Annotated in this window: 14 protein-coding genes; 2 read left to right on the plus strand and 12 right to left on the minus strand. The window is 37.8% G+C overall.

Translation table 11 applies throughout. The annotated features are described in order from the left end of the window. Positions 1-172 precede the first annotated feature (172 nt). Complete coding sequence (gene elbB / locus J1N10_RS01440; protein WP_262324891.1) at positions 173-829, plus strand: isoprenoid biosynthesis glyoxalase ElbB; 657 nt, start codon at positions 173-175, stop codon at positions 827-829. A gap of 207 nt (positions 830-1036) precedes the next feature. Here the strand turns inward: elbB and J1N10_RS01445 are convergent, their stop codons facing one another. The 3 genes from J1N10_RS01445 to J1N10_RS01455 all read right to left on the minus strand — a co-directional run bounded on the left by J1N10_RS01445 (position 1037) and on the right by J1N10_RS01455 (position 5794). Continuing rightward, positions 1037-3226 (minus strand): glutamine synthetase III family protein, encoded by a 2190-nt coding sequence (locus J1N10_RS01445; RefSeq protein WP_262324892.1) that lies wholly within the window; start codon positions 3224-3226, stop codon positions 1037-1039. 307 nt (positions 3227-3533) lie between these two features. Beyond that, a complete protein-coding gene (locus J1N10_RS01450) occupies positions 3534-4904 on the minus strand; it encodes a dipeptidase (protein ID WP_262324893.1) in 1371 nt (456 codons plus the stop codon). A 179-nt stretch (positions 4905-5083) separates the two neighbouring features. Continuing rightward, complete coding sequence (locus J1N10_RS01455) at positions 5084-5794, minus strand: YebC/PmpR family DNA-binding transcriptional regulator (protein ID WP_262324894.1); 711 nt, start codon at positions 5792-5794, stop codon at positions 5084-5086. 185 nt (positions 5795-5979) lie between these two features. On the opposite strand from J1N10_RS01455, the gene J1N10_RS01460 reads away from it, so the two are divergent. Continuing rightward, complete coding sequence (locus J1N10_RS01460) at positions 5980-6234, plus strand: hypothetical protein (RefSeq protein WP_262324895.1); 255 nt, start codon at positions 5980-5982, stop codon at positions 6232-6234. A gap of 7 nt (positions 6235-6241) precedes the next feature. Here the strand turns inward: J1N10_RS01460 and J1N10_RS01465 are convergent, their stop codons facing one another. From J1N10_RS01465 to J1N10_RS01505, 9 genes are all read right to left on the minus strand, one after another. Then, positions 6242-7720: a carboxypeptidase regulatory-like domain-containing protein gene (locus J1N10_RS01465; RefSeq protein ID WP_262324896.1), complete on the minus strand. Its 1479-nt coding sequence runs from the start codon at positions 7718-7720 to the stop codon at positions 6242-6244. 7 nt (positions 7721-7727) lie between these two features. Then, positions 7728-9122, minus strand: coding sequence for a CsgG/HfaB family protein (locus J1N10_RS01470; RefSeq protein ID WP_262324897.1), 1395 nt, complete (start codon positions 9120-9122; stop codon positions 7728-7730). 19 nt (positions 9123-9141) lie between these two features. Continuing rightward, entirely contained in the window at positions 9142-9543 is a 402-nt protein-coding gene (locus J1N10_RS01475) for a curli production assembly/transport component CsgF (protein WP_262324898.1), read from the minus strand. Positions 9544-9560: 17 nt separating this feature from the next. Continuing rightward, positions 9561-10100: a curli production assembly/transport protein CsgE gene (locus J1N10_RS01480; RefSeq protein ID WP_262324899.1), complete on the minus strand. Its 540-nt coding sequence runs from the start codon at positions 10098-10100 to the stop codon at positions 9561-9563. Between the two features lie 7 nt (positions 10101-10107). Continuing rightward, positions 10108-10713, minus strand: a complete 606-nt coding sequence (locus J1N10_RS01485) for a hypothetical protein (RefSeq protein ID WP_262324900.1) — start codon at positions 10711-10713, stop codon at positions 10108-10110. A 177-nt stretch (positions 10714-10890) separates the two neighbouring features. Then, the gene (locus tag J1N10_RS01490; RefSeq protein WP_262324901.1) at positions 10891-12474 is read right to left on the minus strand and encodes a hypothetical protein; all 1584 of its coding nucleotides are present in this window, start codon (positions 12472-12474) and stop codon (positions 10891-10893) included. Between the two features lie 36 nt (positions 12475-12510). Then, positions 12511-13311, minus strand: a complete 801-nt coding sequence (locus J1N10_RS01495; protein WP_262324902.1) for a hypothetical protein — start codon at positions 13309-13311, stop codon at positions 12511-12513. Positions 13312-14295: 984 nt separating this feature from the next. Then, positions 14296-15657: a sigma-54-dependent transcriptional regulator gene (locus J1N10_RS01500; RefSeq protein WP_262324903.1), complete on the minus strand. Its 1362-nt coding sequence runs from the start codon at positions 15655-15657 to the stop codon at positions 14296-14298. Between the two features lie 69 nt (positions 15658-15726). Next, positions 15727-17187, minus strand: coding sequence for a sensor histidine kinase (locus tag J1N10_RS01505; RefSeq protein ID WP_262324904.1), 1461 nt, complete (start codon positions 17185-17187; stop codon positions 15727-15729). Positions 17188-17277: the final 90 nt, after the last annotated feature.

Consider the following 17277-nt stretch of genomic DNA (forward strand, 5'->3'; position numbering starts at 1 on the left):
ACAACACAATACAATCTTCAACCAATTCACCTCTAAGCATAATTTAGAGAGATTATACTTAATATAATTTGATGAAATTTGTATTTTATTTGATGAAATAAAATGAATGTACAAATGATAGCAGACTTGCTTAAAATACCTTATTTTTAATCTTCATTATAACACAATTATCATGACAACTAAAAAAAAAATAGCCGTTATTTTATCAGGATGCGGTGTATACGATGGTGCAGAAATTCATGAATCGGTACTAACGCTTTTGTCCATTGCCAAACAAGGTGCTGAATACACCATTTTTGCCCCTGATGTAGAACAGCATCATGTTATCAATCATCTTAAAGGAGAACCAACTGATGAGAAACGTAACGTACTGATTGAAGCTGCGCGCATTGCTCGAGGTGCAATCAAACCTTTAAACGAATATAAAGCCACTGATTTTGATGCATTGGTGTTACCTGGCGGTTTTGGCGCAGCTAAAAACCTTAGTACGGTTGCTTTTGATGGCCCCAACTGCACTGTAGAAGCTGAAACCGAAAGAGCAGTAAAAGAAACGCATGCTGCCGGCAAACCAATTGGAGCCTTATGCATTACTCCAGCAGTGATTGCAAAAATATTAGGTGAAGTAACCGTTACCATTGGTCAGGATGAAGGTACAGCTCAGGCCATTGAAGCCATGGGAGGCAACCACGAGACAACCAATCATGGGGAAGTGGTGGTTGATGAAGCCAATAAGATTGCCACAACACCTTGCTATATGCTGGATGCTAACATTCTGCAAATTGCCGAGGGTGCCAACAATGTGGTGAAAGCAGTATTAGAGATGGCGTAAAATTGACAAACTGTCGAATCGTTAACTGCTTAACAAAAAATGATGTGTACAGAGCTACATTACACTATAAGCCACAACAAATAGGGAAAAACAAAAAGGTTGCAACATATGCTGCAACCTTTTTTTGTGTAGATTTTTTTCCTTTTCTTTCAATTAAAGGTATATAGGTCAATAATCAATTATATACTATTCACCTAACAACCTATCTTATCTGTGGAATAACAGTTCACGGTATTTTGGTAACGGCCACATCTCATTATCAACCGTTAGCTCTAACTTATCGATATGGTAACGAATAGAATCAAGGTAGGGACGCACCTCTTTGTCGTAAGCATATGCTTTTTCAGTTTCTGATTCAATGATGTTACATTTCTTACGTGCTTCAACCATCTCAGCCGTTTTAGCCTTAATAGAAGAAATATGTCCAGAGATTGTCTTAATTAACTCCTTACGTGCTCCAGCCAATTCTGCAAACTCTTTATCATCAAAGATATCACGCATACCTTGTACGTTGTGAATCAACTCCGTTTGGTACTGAATAGCTGTTGGTACAATATGATTAATGGCTAAATCACCTAATACACGTGCTTCAATCTGAATCTTCTTGGTAAATTTCTCCATCTCTACCTCCACACGAGCTTCCAGCTCACGATCAGACATTACCCCTGTTCCAACTAAAATATCTTTAGAACTCTGATCCAAATACTTAGACAACGACTCAGGCACAGAAGTAATATTGGTTAAGCCACGCTTAGCCGCTTCTTCTTTCCACTCATCCGAGTATCCATCACCGTTGAAACGGATAGGATCCGACTCCAAAATCACCTTCTTAATCGTTTGGAAGATAGCTTCGTCTTTCTTAACACCACTTTCTATTAAAGCGTCAACATCTTTTTTAAACGCTTCTAACTGAACAGCCATAGCAGCACTTAAAGCTGTTAAAGGAGCAGCACAGTTGGTCATTGAACCAACAGCACGGAACTCAAAACGGTTACCTGTAAAAGCAAATGGCGATGTACGGTTACGATCGGTGTTATCTAATAAAATCTCAGGAATACGTCCAATACCAAGTTTTAGAGCTGTCTTCTCATCTGGCGTCATCTTTTGGTCGGTAATACGCTCAGCCAAGTTATCCAACATATCTGCAATTTGCGAACCAGTAAATACAGATATAATCGCTGGCGGTGCTTCGTTTGCTCCCAAACGGTGGCTATTTGAGGCTGTTAAAATAGAAGCGCGCAATAAATCCTGACTCTTATATACAGCGGCCATGGCATTCACCACGAAGGTTAAGAACTGCAGGTTGCCTTTAGGGTTTTTACCTGGAGCCATTAACACCACGCCTGTATCTGTTGCCAATGACCAGTTGTTGTGCTTACCCGAACCGTTAATACCAGCAAATGGTTTTTCATGAAGAATAACTTCAAATTTGTGGTGACGAGCCACGCGCTTCATCACATCCATCAACAACTGGTTATGGTCATTTGCCAGGTTAGCCTCTTCATAAATAGGAGCAACCTCAAACTGGTTTGGTGCCACCTCGTTGTGACGTGTTTTAACAGGTATACCTAATTTATGACACTCTATCTCAAGTTCAATCATAAATTTACCCACGCGCTCAGGAATAGAACCAAAATAGTGATCATCTAGCTGTTGATCTTTAGCTGACGAATGCCCCATTAAAGTACGGCCAGTTGTCATCAAGTCAGGACGAGCCTGGTATAATGCCGTATCAATTAAGAAGTACTCTTGCTCCCATCCTAGGTTAGTGTGTACTTTTCTTACGTCTTTGTCAAAATATTGAGCAACACCTACAGCAGCCTTATCAACAGCGTGCAATGCTTTAAGGAAAGGTGTTTTATAATCAAGCGCTTCTCCGGTATACGAAATAAATACTGTAGGAATACAAAGTGTAGTACCGATAATAAATGCTGGTGATGACACATCCCAGGCTGTATATCCACGAGCTTCGAATGTTTGACGAATACCTCCTGATGGGAATGATGAAGCATCAGGTTCCTGCTGAGCTAATAACTTACCAGAAAATGACTCAATCATGTTACCATTATCACCATAATCTAAAAAGCCATCGTGCTTTTCGGCAGTACCATCAGTTAATGGCTGAAACCAGTGCGTATAGTGTGTCGCCCCGCGCTCCATAGCCCAGGCTTTCATACCAGAAGCTACATTATCAGCAACCTTACGATCGATTGCATCACCTTTATCGATTGCCACTTTTACTGCCTTATAAGCGTCCTGTGACAAATATTTCGACATTGCTTCTTTGTTGAAAACTAATTCCCCATAGTAGTCAGTCGTTTTAGCTGAAGGAAAGCTTACTTCTTTTGCTTCCCTGTTCATCAATTCGGCTAAAGCCTGAAATCTTAATTGTGCCATAGTCTTTTTATTTTTTATCGAGTTAGCAGGAGCAAAAATATACTTTTTTATACATCAACCATCATTTCAAGGGTCAAAAATGAATATTTTTTCATTTTTTTATTGATTAAAGGCTATTTTTTCACGGTCTATGCATAATTATTTAACATCCACTTTCAATACAACCCCATTTTTAGGCACCCTCACGAAAAGAAATACTAAAATCAATATCAAAAAAAGCCACCCCTATAAAAAGGATGGCTTAATATTATAAATATCATTTTCAAAAAAAGGGCACTTACTTAAAACACCCCTTTATGAAATTCTATTATTTTCCCATTTCTGCAAAATACTTGTAGAAATAAGGAATTGTATTGATACCATTAAAGAATTGCTCTAACGGATAGTTTTCATTTGGCGAGTGAATAGCATCAGCTTCTAAACCAAATCCCATCAACACTGATTTAACACCTAAAATACGTTCAAATTCAGAGATAATTGGAATAGAACCACCACTACGAACTGGTACCGGGCGCTCACCAAATACTTCTTCACAAGCTTTTTCAGCAGCCTGATAAGCTGGCAAATCAATTGGGCAACCATATGCCTGACCTCCGTGTAAGTGCTTCACATTCACCTTAACACTCTTAGGCGCGATTGATTCAAAATGCTTACAGAATAATTCTGCTATTTTTTCATGATCCTGATCTGGTACCAAACGAGAAGATATTTTAGCATAAGCTTTTGATGGCAATACCGTTTTAGCACCTTCGCCAGTGTATCCACCCCAGATACCACAAACATCAAAGGATGGACGAATACCTGTACGTTCATTGGTTGTAAATCCTTTTTCACCAGCTAACTCTTCAACATCCAATGCGTTCTTGTATTCTTCTTCACTAAATGGAGCTTTAGCCATCATGGCACGCTCTTCATCCGATACTTCAATCACATCGTTGTAGAAGCCAGGAACAGTAATATGACCGTTTTCATCGACCATTTGTGTAATCATTTTAGCCAACACATTGATAGGATTGGCTACAGCACCTCCAAACAGACCAGAGTGCAAATCCCGATTAGGGCCTGTAACTTCTACTTCCCAGTAACACAACCCTCGAAGACCAGTTGTTATCGTTGGAACATCAGGGGCAATCATACCAGTGTCCGATACAACTATCACGTCTGATTTTAACAACTCTTTATTGTCTTCGCAGAACTTAGGCAAGCTTGGCGAACCAACTTCTTCTTCCCCTTCAATTAAAAACTTAACGTTACATTTCAACTGGTTAGTCTTCACCAGGTATTCAAAAGCTTTGGTGTGCATAAAGCCTTGACCTTTGTCATCATCAGCACCACGAGCATAAATTTTACCATCGCGGATTTCTGGCTCAAAAGGAGGCGATTGCCACAATTCCAATGGTTCGGCTGGTTGCACATCGTAGTGAGCATATACCAAAACTGTTGGATATGATGGATCCATCAGTTTCTCACCATAAACGACCGGGTTACCTTCTGTTTCCATTACCTCAGCCTTATCAGCACCACCAGCCAGCAATAATCCTTTCCAGTGCTCAGCACATTTGTACATATCTTCTTTATGCTCTGGCTTCGAGCTAATAGAAGGGATACGAATTAAACCGAACAACTCATCAAGGAAACGTTCCTTGTTGTCTTCAATGTATTGTTTTAAATCTTGCATCTTATTATTGTTATTAATTTATTATCTGATTGAAAAGTACATATCTCATCAACAATTAGCAAGGATAAATCTCATGCTTTGGCCTTAGAACTACTAAAATTGATGAATCTCATTAAAATAAAAAGCGGCAACCCGAATTGTTCAGGTTGCCGCTCTATTTTATTGTAAATGAAGCTTATTTACTTGATGTTATTGAACACATTAGTGACATCATCGTCTTCTTCAAACTTAGCCAATAACTTATCAATCTCGGCCATTTGCTCTTCATTTAATTCTTTGGTATCCTGCGGAATACGCTCGAATTCTGCATTCTCAATCTCAAAACCATTATCTTCAAGATACTTTTGAATAGGCCCAAACCCTTCAAAATCGCCATAAATCATGATGAACCCTTCATCTTCAAAAATCTCCTGAACACCAAAGTCGATTAGCTCCAACTCCAACTCTTCCAAGTCAACGCCTTCTTTCATCACAACTTTAAAGTTGCATTTGTGCTCAAACATATAATCAACACAGCCAGATGTACCTAAAGAACCTCCATACTTATTAAAATATGAACGAACATTGGCCACCGTACGAGTTGTGTTGTCTGTTGCAGTCTCAACCATAAAGGCGGTACCAAAAGGACCATAACCTTCGTATACCACTTCCTTATAATCAGCAGTATCTTTGCTGGTTGCTTTTTTAATGGCACGCTCAACATTATCCTTAGGCATATTAGCCGCCTTGGCATTCTGAATCAATACTCGCAAACGTGAGTTACTCGACGGATCAGGCCCGCTTTCTTTCACACACATGGTTATTTGTTTGCCAATCTTTGTAAATGTTTTGGCCATCGTCCCCCATCGTTTGAGCTTTGAGGCCTTTCTGTATTCAAATGCGCGTCCCATTTCTTTAAAAATCTTCTTTAATTATTCCGCAAATTTATAAGGGATTTTTGATATTTCTAATAAACACTACACTTTTATCGCAAAATGCTTTAGGAAATAGTCAGATTTAGGCTGCTTTAAGCTTGATAACCACACTGTCAATTCACTATTTTTATTACTTTTGCAGCTATAATTGTTACCTCTGAATGGCAAAAAAAGCAAAGAAAAAGCAACAAAAAGTAATTTCACGCGAACAAGCACTACGTCGTAAACACAGAGCTACTTTTTTGTTGAATGATAAAGAAAAAGACGCCGTTAATGTATATTGTAAAAAATACAAAATAGGCAATAAGTCTAAATTTATGCGTGAAGCCGTTATGAGGGTTGTAATGGAACAGTTCTTAGATGATTACCCTACTCTATTTGAAAAGCAAGACTTAGATCGCTTAATATCTGAATAAGTTGTATTTATCGCCACTCTGGCATTTCAGCATTTTCGAAATATAATTCACGACTTCCACCACCTGCATCCATCACATAGATATCTTTCTGTCCGGTACCTGTATTAGAGGTATTGACAAAAATTAATTTAGAACCATCGGGCGAAAAACGAGGTTGCAAATCGTTCGTCCCATTCGTTTTATTAGATCCCGAGACATCTGTCACTGCAGCATCTGCAATAGTATATGTATATATACGTGAATCAAACATACGACCATAAGGATCATTAATGTTGGCATTATCATGCGTATAAACGATCTTTTTACCATCAACGCTAAAGCTAGGATTCTCTGTTCGACCATCAACATTATCAACAATCATCGTTAAATCACTTCCATCTGGATCCATCAGGTATATTTCACTATCATAGATGTTTACACCTCGGGTTTGAACCACCAATTTCCCAGCCTGCCCCGACCAGTCTACAAAAACATAGTTTCGTCCTGCTGGAGCTGTTGAAACCGTAAACAAGCCACTACCATCTTTATTGATGCGATACAACTTGTCGTAGTGACAAAAAAGAATCTGATCACCCGTAGGCGACCAACAAAAACCAGCGCCTGGATTGTGGTTACCATCTACCGGAAGCGGTGAAACACGCTTGGTGATTTGCTCCTCGCCATAAACCAGGTAAATGTAGTTCTGAGAATTATAAGTTGCTGAAAAAATAACCTCATCGGTCACCGGGTTAGCCCGTGGAAAATTATTAGATATAGTCTCTTGTGTCAAGCGATGTCTCGAACCTTCTTTTTCTCCTGACAAATAAATATTAGCATCACTAACACTGGTAAACAAATAGGGCAAACTAGAACTACTTATTGTATTAAAGTTATATAAATCGCTCTGGCCTACCTGCTCGTCGTTTTTTTTTGCTATCAGTGTCCAAAAGTGTTTTTTCGAATAACTTAAGTTCTCCGCAATATAAAAAGTATCAGTTATTTCCTCAACTGTAATAATTGGTCCCTCAGATTCGTTGGTATAGACATTCAGCTCAAAGGCAATATCACTCGAATCGCTTACTCCGGTATAGTTCCACGAAAAAGTTACAGGAACTCCAACATCCTCTTGACTTTGTAGAGGAGAAGTATCTGCAAACTTAACCGTATTAGCAGCCAAGTCTCCATCTTCTAACTGAATTACTATGTTTGTTACCTTATCTTTATTAACCTTCACCGTTGTTGAACCACTCGCATATTCATGTTTTGAAGCAGTTACAACATAATCACCTTCTTCTAGCTCCTCAATTATAAATTTTCCATCAGCATCTGTTTTCACTGATAAGCTTGGAGGATTAGTACTAATCACTGCTCCTTCTAATGGTTTTCCAGTAACTTTGCTTTCTACAACACCAGATATTGTTCCATTAAACTTTTCATCAATTGTATCCTCACAAGAACAAACTAATGCAATTATAAATACGCTTAAAAATATAGAATACTTTGCCATCTGTATATTATTTTCTTTTTATCAGTGTTTTATTATACCAACCACTTCCAAATTGGTAACTCACCCCAATTCTTCCTTCCCACAACATATCATTATAAGAGCCATACTTTTGTCCATCTATATCATCAGATGTAAAAAACTTATTAGCAATTGACATATTTACTTTGACCCTTTTAGACAACACAAAATCTAACCCCACTGCGCTACCCACGTATGTAAATCTATTCTTCACTGTCAAATCTTCAGCCATTAATTCATTTGACAACATACCATATCCAACTTTTACATATGGAGATATATTTTCTTTAGGCAATAAATCGAAACGCAGCGATGGCGTATACGCAATATATTGGTTATCACCAATAACCTTTGAATCTAACTGCCCATAAACAAATTCATTATCAAAAGATATGGTTGGCGATAGCCTGATATTCAAATTAACACCTGTACTAAAGCCAACGGCAGCATCTTCAGTATCCATATCGGGGTAAGTAACTCCACTAATAATTCCAGCACTTACCATACTTCTATTATCCTCTAGTTGTCTTCCTAAATGATCAATACTAAGGTTCTCATTCTTCTCATTGATATAGTCATTAACAACACTTTCGATATGCGCCACATTACCATTTGAAGCCCAAAGCCCTTCTTTGATTCCCTCAACAATCAAGCTATAAACAGCCTTCTCAATCGCCTCCGTCACCGCCATCTCTGATGGTTCATTATAAGTTATCCCGGTTTCTGCCTCCAGTAATCGCTTAAACTTCACATATCGAAAGACTGAGAAATCAATTTTTTGAGACAATATCGATTTTGTACTATACACTGTTTTTAATATCTCACCATTCTTAGTTGAAACAGCTCTCAGATAAATGCTAACCCTATCTTCTCGATATTGGCCAGAACCACCAACGCCAAAATAGCGAAGTCCAGCTCCTCCTGTTCTAACATTTGTTTCATAAGAAATAATACCACCCTCAAGGATAATACCAGCGAACAACAGTGGACTTAAGGCTGTTTGTGCTTTCCCTTCGTAGGCCGCTAGGGTATTGGTTATAATCTGACGCTCTGCACTTAGGTTCCCCAAATTTTCACGCTCCAACGGTGTAAACCAACCCGATTCTTCCAATGATCTGATTAATATGGTTGTTGCCCCTTGTGTCACAGCGGTTGACCAACTTGAGCCATAATCTGATGGCTTATATTGACCTGTTTGGTCTCTGAATTTATAAACCGCTGCTACCAGCTTTTCCTGAGGTGGCGGTAAGCTCTTTAACTCAGAATGAAAGGGCGTTTCTGCTCCTAAACGAGCAGGTTCGGTTTTATGTGTTTGATGAATTGTTGGACTGCATCCCCATAGACCGACAATCATCAGCACAAAGTAGAAAAAAATAAATCTCATGCCTCCTGAATTCTAATTACTATTGGTTTGGTACCGTTACACTTGTCTGGCCTCCATTTACAACATCTAAAATAGAGACATTGACGCCATCTGCTCCTTCATTAACCTGAATATGATAATCTCCAACATCATATACCCCAGGTTCTAAATCTCCTTCTCCAAATTGATTATCAACCAACTTACGACTTAGTTGATATAATATTTGACGGTTTAAATCTTCCTGAAAAGAGGCTAATGGATCAGAATTATCAGCAGCATCAGGATCTTTAAATTTATTTTGTGATTCGGCCTGACTTAGCAACCAGGAATAATTATACGAATCGCCACCAAAAGCAGGGTTAATCGGCTTGTAAACGAAATCCTGTGCACTGCATAATGTTGTGAACAACATTCCAACGAATAAGAAGAGTACTGTTTTCATTATATATAGTGTTAGGTCTATTTATGTTGCTTTAATTGTTGCTGTTGACGAATCAGGGCCTGTTGAGCAATAATCTCACGAATTATTTGCTGCTCTACTACACCTACTGCTTGTTTGGCCATCAATTCAACCTCATCGTACCGACGCCTCATCATTTGTTGATACAATAATTGTTCTTTTAGATATACTTCAATGACCGTATTATTCATTCTAAACGGTCGTTCTTTAATTTTTATAAAGTAATTTTTATAACCAACAGGTTTTCTCCAATATGAAAAAAACAGTTCATAAAACTCCCGACCGGATTTCGACATTGTTTCATCCATCACAATACCATCAATCTCAAGCGTTGGAGGCTCTATGAGCTGTTTCTGTTGTTTTAGCTTTTGTTCTTTTACTTGCCGGTCATATTCCTTAACCAAATCTAAAATGGCCTGAGGCACTTCTTTTTTTAAACTGTCTGTTTTTACAATTACTGTATCCTTTGAAATTTGCTGCGCCCTTAATACTGATATAGAAAAAGCTGCAACAATAATAAATACTAAAACTTTTATCATTTAATTATTAATATTGAATCACAGCAGCACTTGCTCCATTTCTTTGGCTTATTTGAATATCCTTGTTATTATACTTTTTTAAATCTAAAATATTATTATTTGAATTTTGCACAATCGTAGCAGTCCCTCCACTTCGGTCGGTTCCATAAAATGTTCCGGTAATTTCGTTCCCAGAACCCATTTGCATAACAGTCACACTCCCATTACTTCCATAATTTTTGTTTGTTACGCCATTTCCATCACCATACTGCTCTATAAAAGAATCGTTTCCGTATAGATCTTCGTTTTCAACAACGTTTCCATCTCCAATCTGAAGAATATCTACAACATTATTATTGTTATATGAGTTGTGTAAGATGCGATTCTTATTCCCATCTTGCTCAGATTTAAACACATTATTATCACCTAGTTGACTCGCAATAACAACATTACCTTCTCCTTTTTGAGAAATTTTCATCTGGTTATCCTGACCAACCTGGGTCATAAAAACAATATTTCCTTTACCTCCCTGATCGAAGTTTACCTGCTGAACACTTACCAGGTTCTCACCATTTTGAGCATTGCATAGCGCAAGCGCAAAAAACAATGCTGACACAATTAGTAATGACTTCATAGGTATTGGTTTTTAATTTCATCGCTTTTCGTTAAAAAAGCTCATGTCTAATGTACTTAAAAATAAATGTATCTATAAATATACTTGACCATTGTCAGTTATTTATAGATTAACAGTTGTTAATTAACAACGAAATAAAAAACAAGGGAGTGCCTAACACCCCCTTGCTGTATAAAATTAGTACTGAATAGTTAAAGCAACATTATTATCACCCCACTGATCAACTAAAGAATTCTGAGTTGTACTTCCAATTTGGAAAGTCCATGCATGGTTGTTAGAACCACCATACTGGTTAATCTGACTCATATGTCCACCCATTCCAGTTTGATAACTAATTGCTGTACTACCTTCCTGGTTGTTCTGATAGATACCTGAACGTCCTAGCAAACTACCTTGCTGTACAACAGCTGCCAAAGACATTTCTGAATTAGTCTGACCAATTCCTGCAAAGTTACCAATACCATCAAATTGGCGTACATAAGCAGTTGAATTCTCATTACCTTCTTGTCCTACTAAAGCAAGATTTAAGCCACCATCATATTGGAATACTAAAGCTTGAGTTTCTTTATTATCTCTCTGACCAACGATTGCAGCTTCTGCAATACCAGCTTGCTCAACAACAGCAAGGTTATCACGTCCACCATCCTGAGCAACAGCAGCAATTTGTAAAGCACCTTCCTGAGTTACATAAGTCTCATTTCTCTTACCATCAATTTGAGCAACAGCTGCAATTCCAGCAACACCACTCTGACTTACATCAGTAATATTTTTCTTACCACCAAACTGGTTTACTAAAGCCAAACTAGCATCTCCACTCTGGTCAACACTTGCTTCATTTTTAACACCGTCCATCTGAGTTACACCAGCAATATTATCATCACCACTTTGAGCAAGCCAAGCACTATTTTTAAGACCTGATTGCCCAACCATGGCAGCATTATCATTACCTGACTGACCAACTTCAATATAACCTTTATCGCCTGTTTGGTATACAGTGGCGCCATTTCTTTTTCCAGACTGATCTACATAAGTCTTATTCTTTTCGCCCTCCTGCATTACATAAGCAGTGTTACGCTTTTTACTCTGATCAACAAAGGCTTTATTTTTAAACCCACCCTGCTCAACTGTCGCAACGTTAAATTTTCCAGTCTGAGTAACACCTACGCGACCTTCGTTACCATATTGCCATACAGTTGCTTCATGTCTATAAGGAGCCACAGCACCAGGCTTAGTTGTCTGATCAACAGTAGCCTTGTTATCATTTCCTTCCTGAGTTACCCAAGCACCTAAATAAGTACCATCCTGAGCAATCTTAGCTTTGTTATCATCACCATCTTGGTAAATGGTAGCTTCATTATTTTCATCTACCCAGCCACCTGAAGTTTTCTGATCAATAACCGCTTTATTGCGATCACCAAACTGCATTACTTCAGCATAATTACTTTCTTCAGTCTGAAGAATTTTAGATGAATTATCATCACCAACTTGACCAACCAAAGCTGTATTTTTCTTACCAACGATGTCCTGGTTTTGCTTAACAACTGACTCGTTACCATTACCTACCTGATCAACATAAGCTGTTTGTTCTTCACCTTTTTGCTTAACAAGCGAAGTATTTCCCTCAACAGAAGCGCCACTTTGAGTAACTACTGCTACATGACCAACTCCTGAAGAGTTTTGTTTGATTGTTGAAGTGTTAGTTTGTGCAAATGCAACAACTGTAAAAGCGCTAAGCGCTACACTAAAGAGTAACTTTTTCATGATTGTTTGTTTTAGGTAAAACATTAAAATTTATTATTAATTATTTATTTGCTCGACCAAAGCATTATTTCTGTTTCCTATCTGGATTGTATTGTTCATATTCGAATCTCCTTCCTGAAGAATATTTGCCTTATTTGCAGTCCCCAACTGTAATACATTAGCTATATTACCTTTACCTATTTGCTGCCGGGTTTTCAACTCGTTGCTTTCTCCAAACTGACCAACCATTACAGTTTGATCGCTTTTCAATTGATCCACTTCAGCTATATTACCTTTACCCATCTGTAATAGGTAAGCTTCATTGTTCACATAATCACCTGCACCATATTGATAGACATCACTTTCATTTTGTTCGCCTATCTGAGTTATAAAAACTCGACTATTCCTCAACTGCTGATTAACCATTGCTTTATTCCCTGTTCCACCCTGAAGTATTACCGCTTCATTGCCTGCTCTGTTATACCGGTCATTTTGCGTCAGTCCTATTTCATTCTTTGCACCAGATTGAAAAGTTATGGCTGTATGTTCATCACTTGATTGGCTCATGTCAAGCATATTTAATTCACCAACCTGCACGTAAGCCCCCCTATTATTTGACCCTTCTACCTCTAGGTTAATCTGATTAGCACTTCCTACTTGTAAAGAGGCATGCTTATTATCATCACCCTCCTGCAATACATCATTCATATTCAAGGTACCCACCTGACCAACGAATAAACTATTATTGTTTCCCACTTGAGATGATTCTGAATTATTTCCTACCTGAGACAATATATTTAGCGGAAATAATATCATAAATAGAAATATTAAAACTGATACAAATGTGTGTTGTTTCATTACTATGCGTTTTAGGTCGAACAAACATATTACAACTCCAGTGCCAAAAAATACATTAGTCTGATTTACTGGCTATTAACACAATGTACATTAAAAAATCCCAATACAAAGCGACCACTTTCGGTCGGCGACAATTAGAATACTCCTTCCATAAACTCACTAACCACCTATATCACTACCACTTACAACCCCACAGGCAGTTCCTTTAACCAATGACCCAAAATGGTCAGTTGTAATTTTTTTATTTGTTTTATTAAAAAGATGAAGAAAAAACTTTTATTCGTCAGAATTCAGCAAATGGATAGAAGCGCTTAATTTAAAGACTAAAATGAAATTTTTGTTGACGAATAAACTTGCATAACTCAAACCCTAAATTGAGCAAAAAAATTGGGGATAAAAAAGAAGTAAAAAAAGAGGCACAAAAAAGCGACCGATAATGGTCACCAACAATTTCAGACCACTTTTCTTAAGCTTCATACTGCCTTATTCTTGCGTATTCAAAGGCTTTTCAGCCATATACGCCATTACTCTTTTCTTAACTCTAAAAAAGGCTCTTAACAACCTCTTCAGCCGCACTAAACCTTAGCTTTCTTACAATAAATTTCCCTAAAAAAACATACATATCCCCAACTTATTTCCCGGGCACTATTCCTCTCTCAAACACTACACCTATAAACTAAGATTTATACCTCCTACTCTACAATCTATTGGCCGATCCTACAAATACCTGAATAGAATCATACCTAGGGCACATTCAGGTTTAAATCGAGGATGACACATATTTAGCTCATTATTTTGTCAATGATAATTGTATAAACATTGAAGAAACATTGAGCGAACTTCGACGAAACATTGAATAAATTACCTGCATGCTATGAGGCAGGCACGAAGCAGCCCATAGAAGCCCCTTCACCATAATGTATGCTATGGTGTTAATTCCGAAATAGTGGCCATCAAAAAAAAGGCGACCATTATGGTCGCCTCTTATTCTATGCCGTGTTTTTTAAGTTTTCTATTGAGCGCCTGACGCGTTATATTAAGCTTCTCTGCAGTATGCGTCTTGTTATGACTACAAGCTTTCATCGCCTTAAGGATAGTCTCTTTCTCAATGATTTCCAAACTATAATCTTCCTCTTCGGCTCCATTATTTGAATGCTCTTCCGTAAAATTCAGATGTTGGGCTTTTATTACATTGGAGTCACACATGAGTATCGCTCTTTCTATAACATTCTTCAACTCGCGTATATTACCCGGGTAATGATGATTAACCAAAAGATTCATGGCTTTAGAGTGCATGCTGACAATTCCCTTATTGTGGGTTTCGGCAAACAAACGAACAAAATGATTAACCAAAACAGGAATATCCTCACTCCTTTCGCGTAGGGGCGGAATATGTATATGGAATGAATTTAACCGGTGATATAAATCCAGACGGAATTGTCCTTCTTCTATCATCCGCTTCAGATCTTTATTGGTAGCACACACGATACGTGTATTCACGGGAATGATATCATGAGAACCAATACGGTTCACTTTTCTTTCATCCAGCACTCGCAGTAGTTTCGATTGCAAAGCCAGGTTCATATCACCTATCTCATCCAAAAACAAAGTACCTCCATTAGCCCGCTCAAACCAACCTTCGTGATTAGATAGAGCACCTGTAAATGCACCTTTCTGATAACCAAAAAACTCACTTTCGAATAGGGTATCCGGTATAGCCGTACAGTTGACCGGGTAAAATGGCGCACCACTTCTATCGCTCATGCTATGAATACCTCGCGCGATCAACTCCTTACCACTTCCACTTTCTCCGGTAATCATAACCGAAGTCATATCGGCCTGCGCCACGCGCTTCATTAAAGTATTTATTTCTTTAATTGGCTGACTTATCCCAATAAACTCAATACCCCAATGTGCTTCAAACTTCTTCCTCGACTCTTCCAGCTGACGATCGACTACATAGTTTTTAACCCTGAATTGCTTATAGCTCTCGCATTTTTCAATGGCTGCTCTTAATTCCTTAGCTCTAAATGGCTTTTCAATATAATCGCGAACACCTAACTTCAATGATGCAACAGCATTTTTAATACTAGCCTGTCCGGTAATTATAATGCCTTCAATTTCAGCATACCTTTCTTTTAACTCACTATAAATAGACAAGCCATCTTTGTCTATCAAGTTGATATCCAATATAGCCAAACGCGGCACGGAATCTATTTTAACTTCTTTATATTCGTTCCATGACTCAAAAGCATACACATCGACATTATCAAAGACAATGCTATCTTTAATTTCTTGCCGAAGCTCTTGTTCATCTTCAAAAAGTAATATCGTATACTTCATCATCAATCTTAATAAACGATACTTAACTTGTTCGTATTAAATGAGTATAAATTTCTTCAATTACATAAAGTTCTACTTGACAGACGGAAAAGTGAGGGTTGTTTTAAAACACTTACCTGCCCTTGACTGTACTTCAATAGAACCTTTCATTTTTCGCATCAGGTTATTAATTATAAATAAACCAAGCCCGGTTCCTCCTGCACTCTTTTTTGTTGTGTAAAATGGCTTAAACAACTTACCAATCTCATCTTTTGTCGTCCCAAGTCCATTATCAACAATAGCCACTTTCACTAAATTATCTTTCCTTTCAATTGTCACCTTAAGCTTAGGCTTAAAGCCGCTTTGCGCATCCAGTTTCACCTGCAAAGACTGAAGGCTATTCACTAGAATATTGACAAACACCTGCTCCAACTCATTGATCGTCCCTTCTATAAAGGCTTCTTCCTCGTGCTTAATAACTAAGATTAACCCCTCAACCTGCAGGTAACTTATATCCTCCAATGCCAGGTTTAAAACATTTTGAACACTTATTGACTCGTCTTTTCTGTCGGGCACCGACGAGAACTGTTTCATCTCATCAATAATACCACGCATACGCATGATTTGACGTTGAATCTGTTCTGTTTTTTCAAGCAAATACGACTCGCTGACAGCTCCCATCTGCCATCTATCAAGCATATTATCAATCTTAAGACTCAAATGAGTTAATGGCTGATTCAACTCATGAAAAATGGCAGAAGCTATTTCACCCAAAGACTCCAATCTACTCTTTTTAAGAAGCTTGAGTTCATAGGATTTATTCAATTGAAACTCATCCTGCACCTGCTTCCTTAATTCCTCATTTTGATCTTCCAGGTTTTGCTGAACTTCAATAAACTGCGTTAAATCTTTTACAGCAGCCAAATATAGCTCTTCGCCTTCAATATTGATTGGAATTAAATTCAGTAAGAATGTTTGATTATTTTCGGCACCTTTAAAATGACATAACACAGCGCGCGAATTGGCATCAGACTCTATCATTTTCAGGTAATCAAACTTTTCGGGCGACAAAACATTTGTCTTGATAATTTCCTGAATAAAGATGGGCTTTAGCACAATTCTACTTTCCAAAAAGTAATCGATAAAAGAGCGATTTAAACTGAATATCTCTCCATCTTTTTTAACCAGAGCAATCGGATAAGGTAATTTATCAATTGGTATTTCACCCTGATTCTGCTGACGTTGAAAAATGCCTATTAATTCTATCTTATCACCAAAATTTTTGAATTTACAATTAATCTGCTCAACATCATCATCACCACAAACGACCAACTCACCTACCAACTCACTTATGGATTCGTCATTAATAAAAGTGACAAACCGAACTTGCATAGCTTGCGGTAAGAAGTCGCGAATATTAACAGCAACAGAAATAAAGCCTCTATCTATTAAGTCGCCATGCGATTTAATAACATTACCTGCATTATCTAATAAAAAATAAAAGGCTTCCCTGTTTGTAATATCCCGGTTAATAGTTTGCTGATTAAGATACATATACTCCCTCTCATCTATTCAATGAACAAATAAAAGTATGGTGAATAAATTACTTTTTCAGCAAATATTGATTTACGGCTGTTTTAACAA

The sequence above is a fragment of the Carboxylicivirga litoralis genome (assembly GCF_025499605.1).
Lineage (GTDB): Bacteria > Bacteroidota > Bacteroidia > Bacteroidales > Marinilabiliaceae > Carboxylicivirga > Carboxylicivirga litoralis.

Bases quoted from the DNA above. Each gene is read 5' to 3' on its own strand.
- J1N10_RS01500 (WP_262324903.1), bottom strand. From the start codon at position 15,657: ATGATGAAGTATACGATATTACTTTTTGAAGATGAACAAGAGCTTCGG.
- J1N10_RS01445 (WP_262324892.1), bottom strand. From the start codon at position 3,226: ATGGCACAATTAAGATTTCAGGCTTTAGCCGAATTGATGAACAGGGAA.
- elbB (WP_262324891.1), top strand. From the start codon at position 173: ATGACAACTAAAAAAAAAATAGCCGTTATTTTATCAGGATGCGGTGTA.
- J1N10_RS01490 (WP_262324901.1), bottom strand. From the start codon at position 12,474: ATGAAAAAGTTACTCTTTAGTGTAGCGCTTAGCGCTTTTACAGTTGTT.
- J1N10_RS01480 (WP_262324899.1), bottom strand. From the start codon at position 10,100: ATGATAAAAGTTTTAGTATTTATTATTGTTGCAGCTTTTTCTATATCA.
- J1N10_RS01465 (WP_262324896.1), bottom strand. From the start codon at position 7,720: ATGGCAAAGTATTCTATATTTTTAAGCGTATTTATAATTGCATTAGTT.
- J1N10_RS01460 (WP_262324895.1), top strand. From the start codon at position 5,980: ATGGCAAAAAAAGCAAAGAAAAAGCAACAAAAAGTAATTTCACGCGAA.
- J1N10_RS01450 (WP_262324893.1), bottom strand. From the start codon at position 4,904: ATGCAAGATTTAAAACAATACATTGAAGACAACAAGGAACGTTTCCTT.
- J1N10_RS01505 (WP_262324904.1), bottom strand. From the start codon at position 17,187: ATGTATCTTAATCAGCAAACTATTAACCGGGATATTACAAACAGGGAA.
- J1N10_RS01455 (WP_262324894.1), bottom strand. From the start codon at position 5,794: ATGGGACGCGCATTTGAATACAGAAAGGCCTCAAAGCTCAAACGATGG.
- J1N10_RS01495 (WP_262324902.1), bottom strand. From the start codon at position 13,311: ATGAAACAACACACATTTGTATCAGTTTTAATATTTCTATTTATGATA.
- J1N10_RS01470 (WP_262324897.1), bottom strand. From the start codon at position 9,122: ATGAGATTTATTTTTTTCTACTTTGTGCTGATGATTGTCGGTCTATGG.
- J1N10_RS01475 (WP_262324898.1), bottom strand. From the start codon at position 9,543: ATGAAAACAGTACTCTTCTTATTCGTTGGAATGTTGTTCACAACATTA.
- J1N10_RS01485 (WP_262324900.1), bottom strand. From the start codon at position 10,713: ATGAAGTCATTACTAATTGTGTCAGCATTGTTTTTTGCGCTTGCGCTA.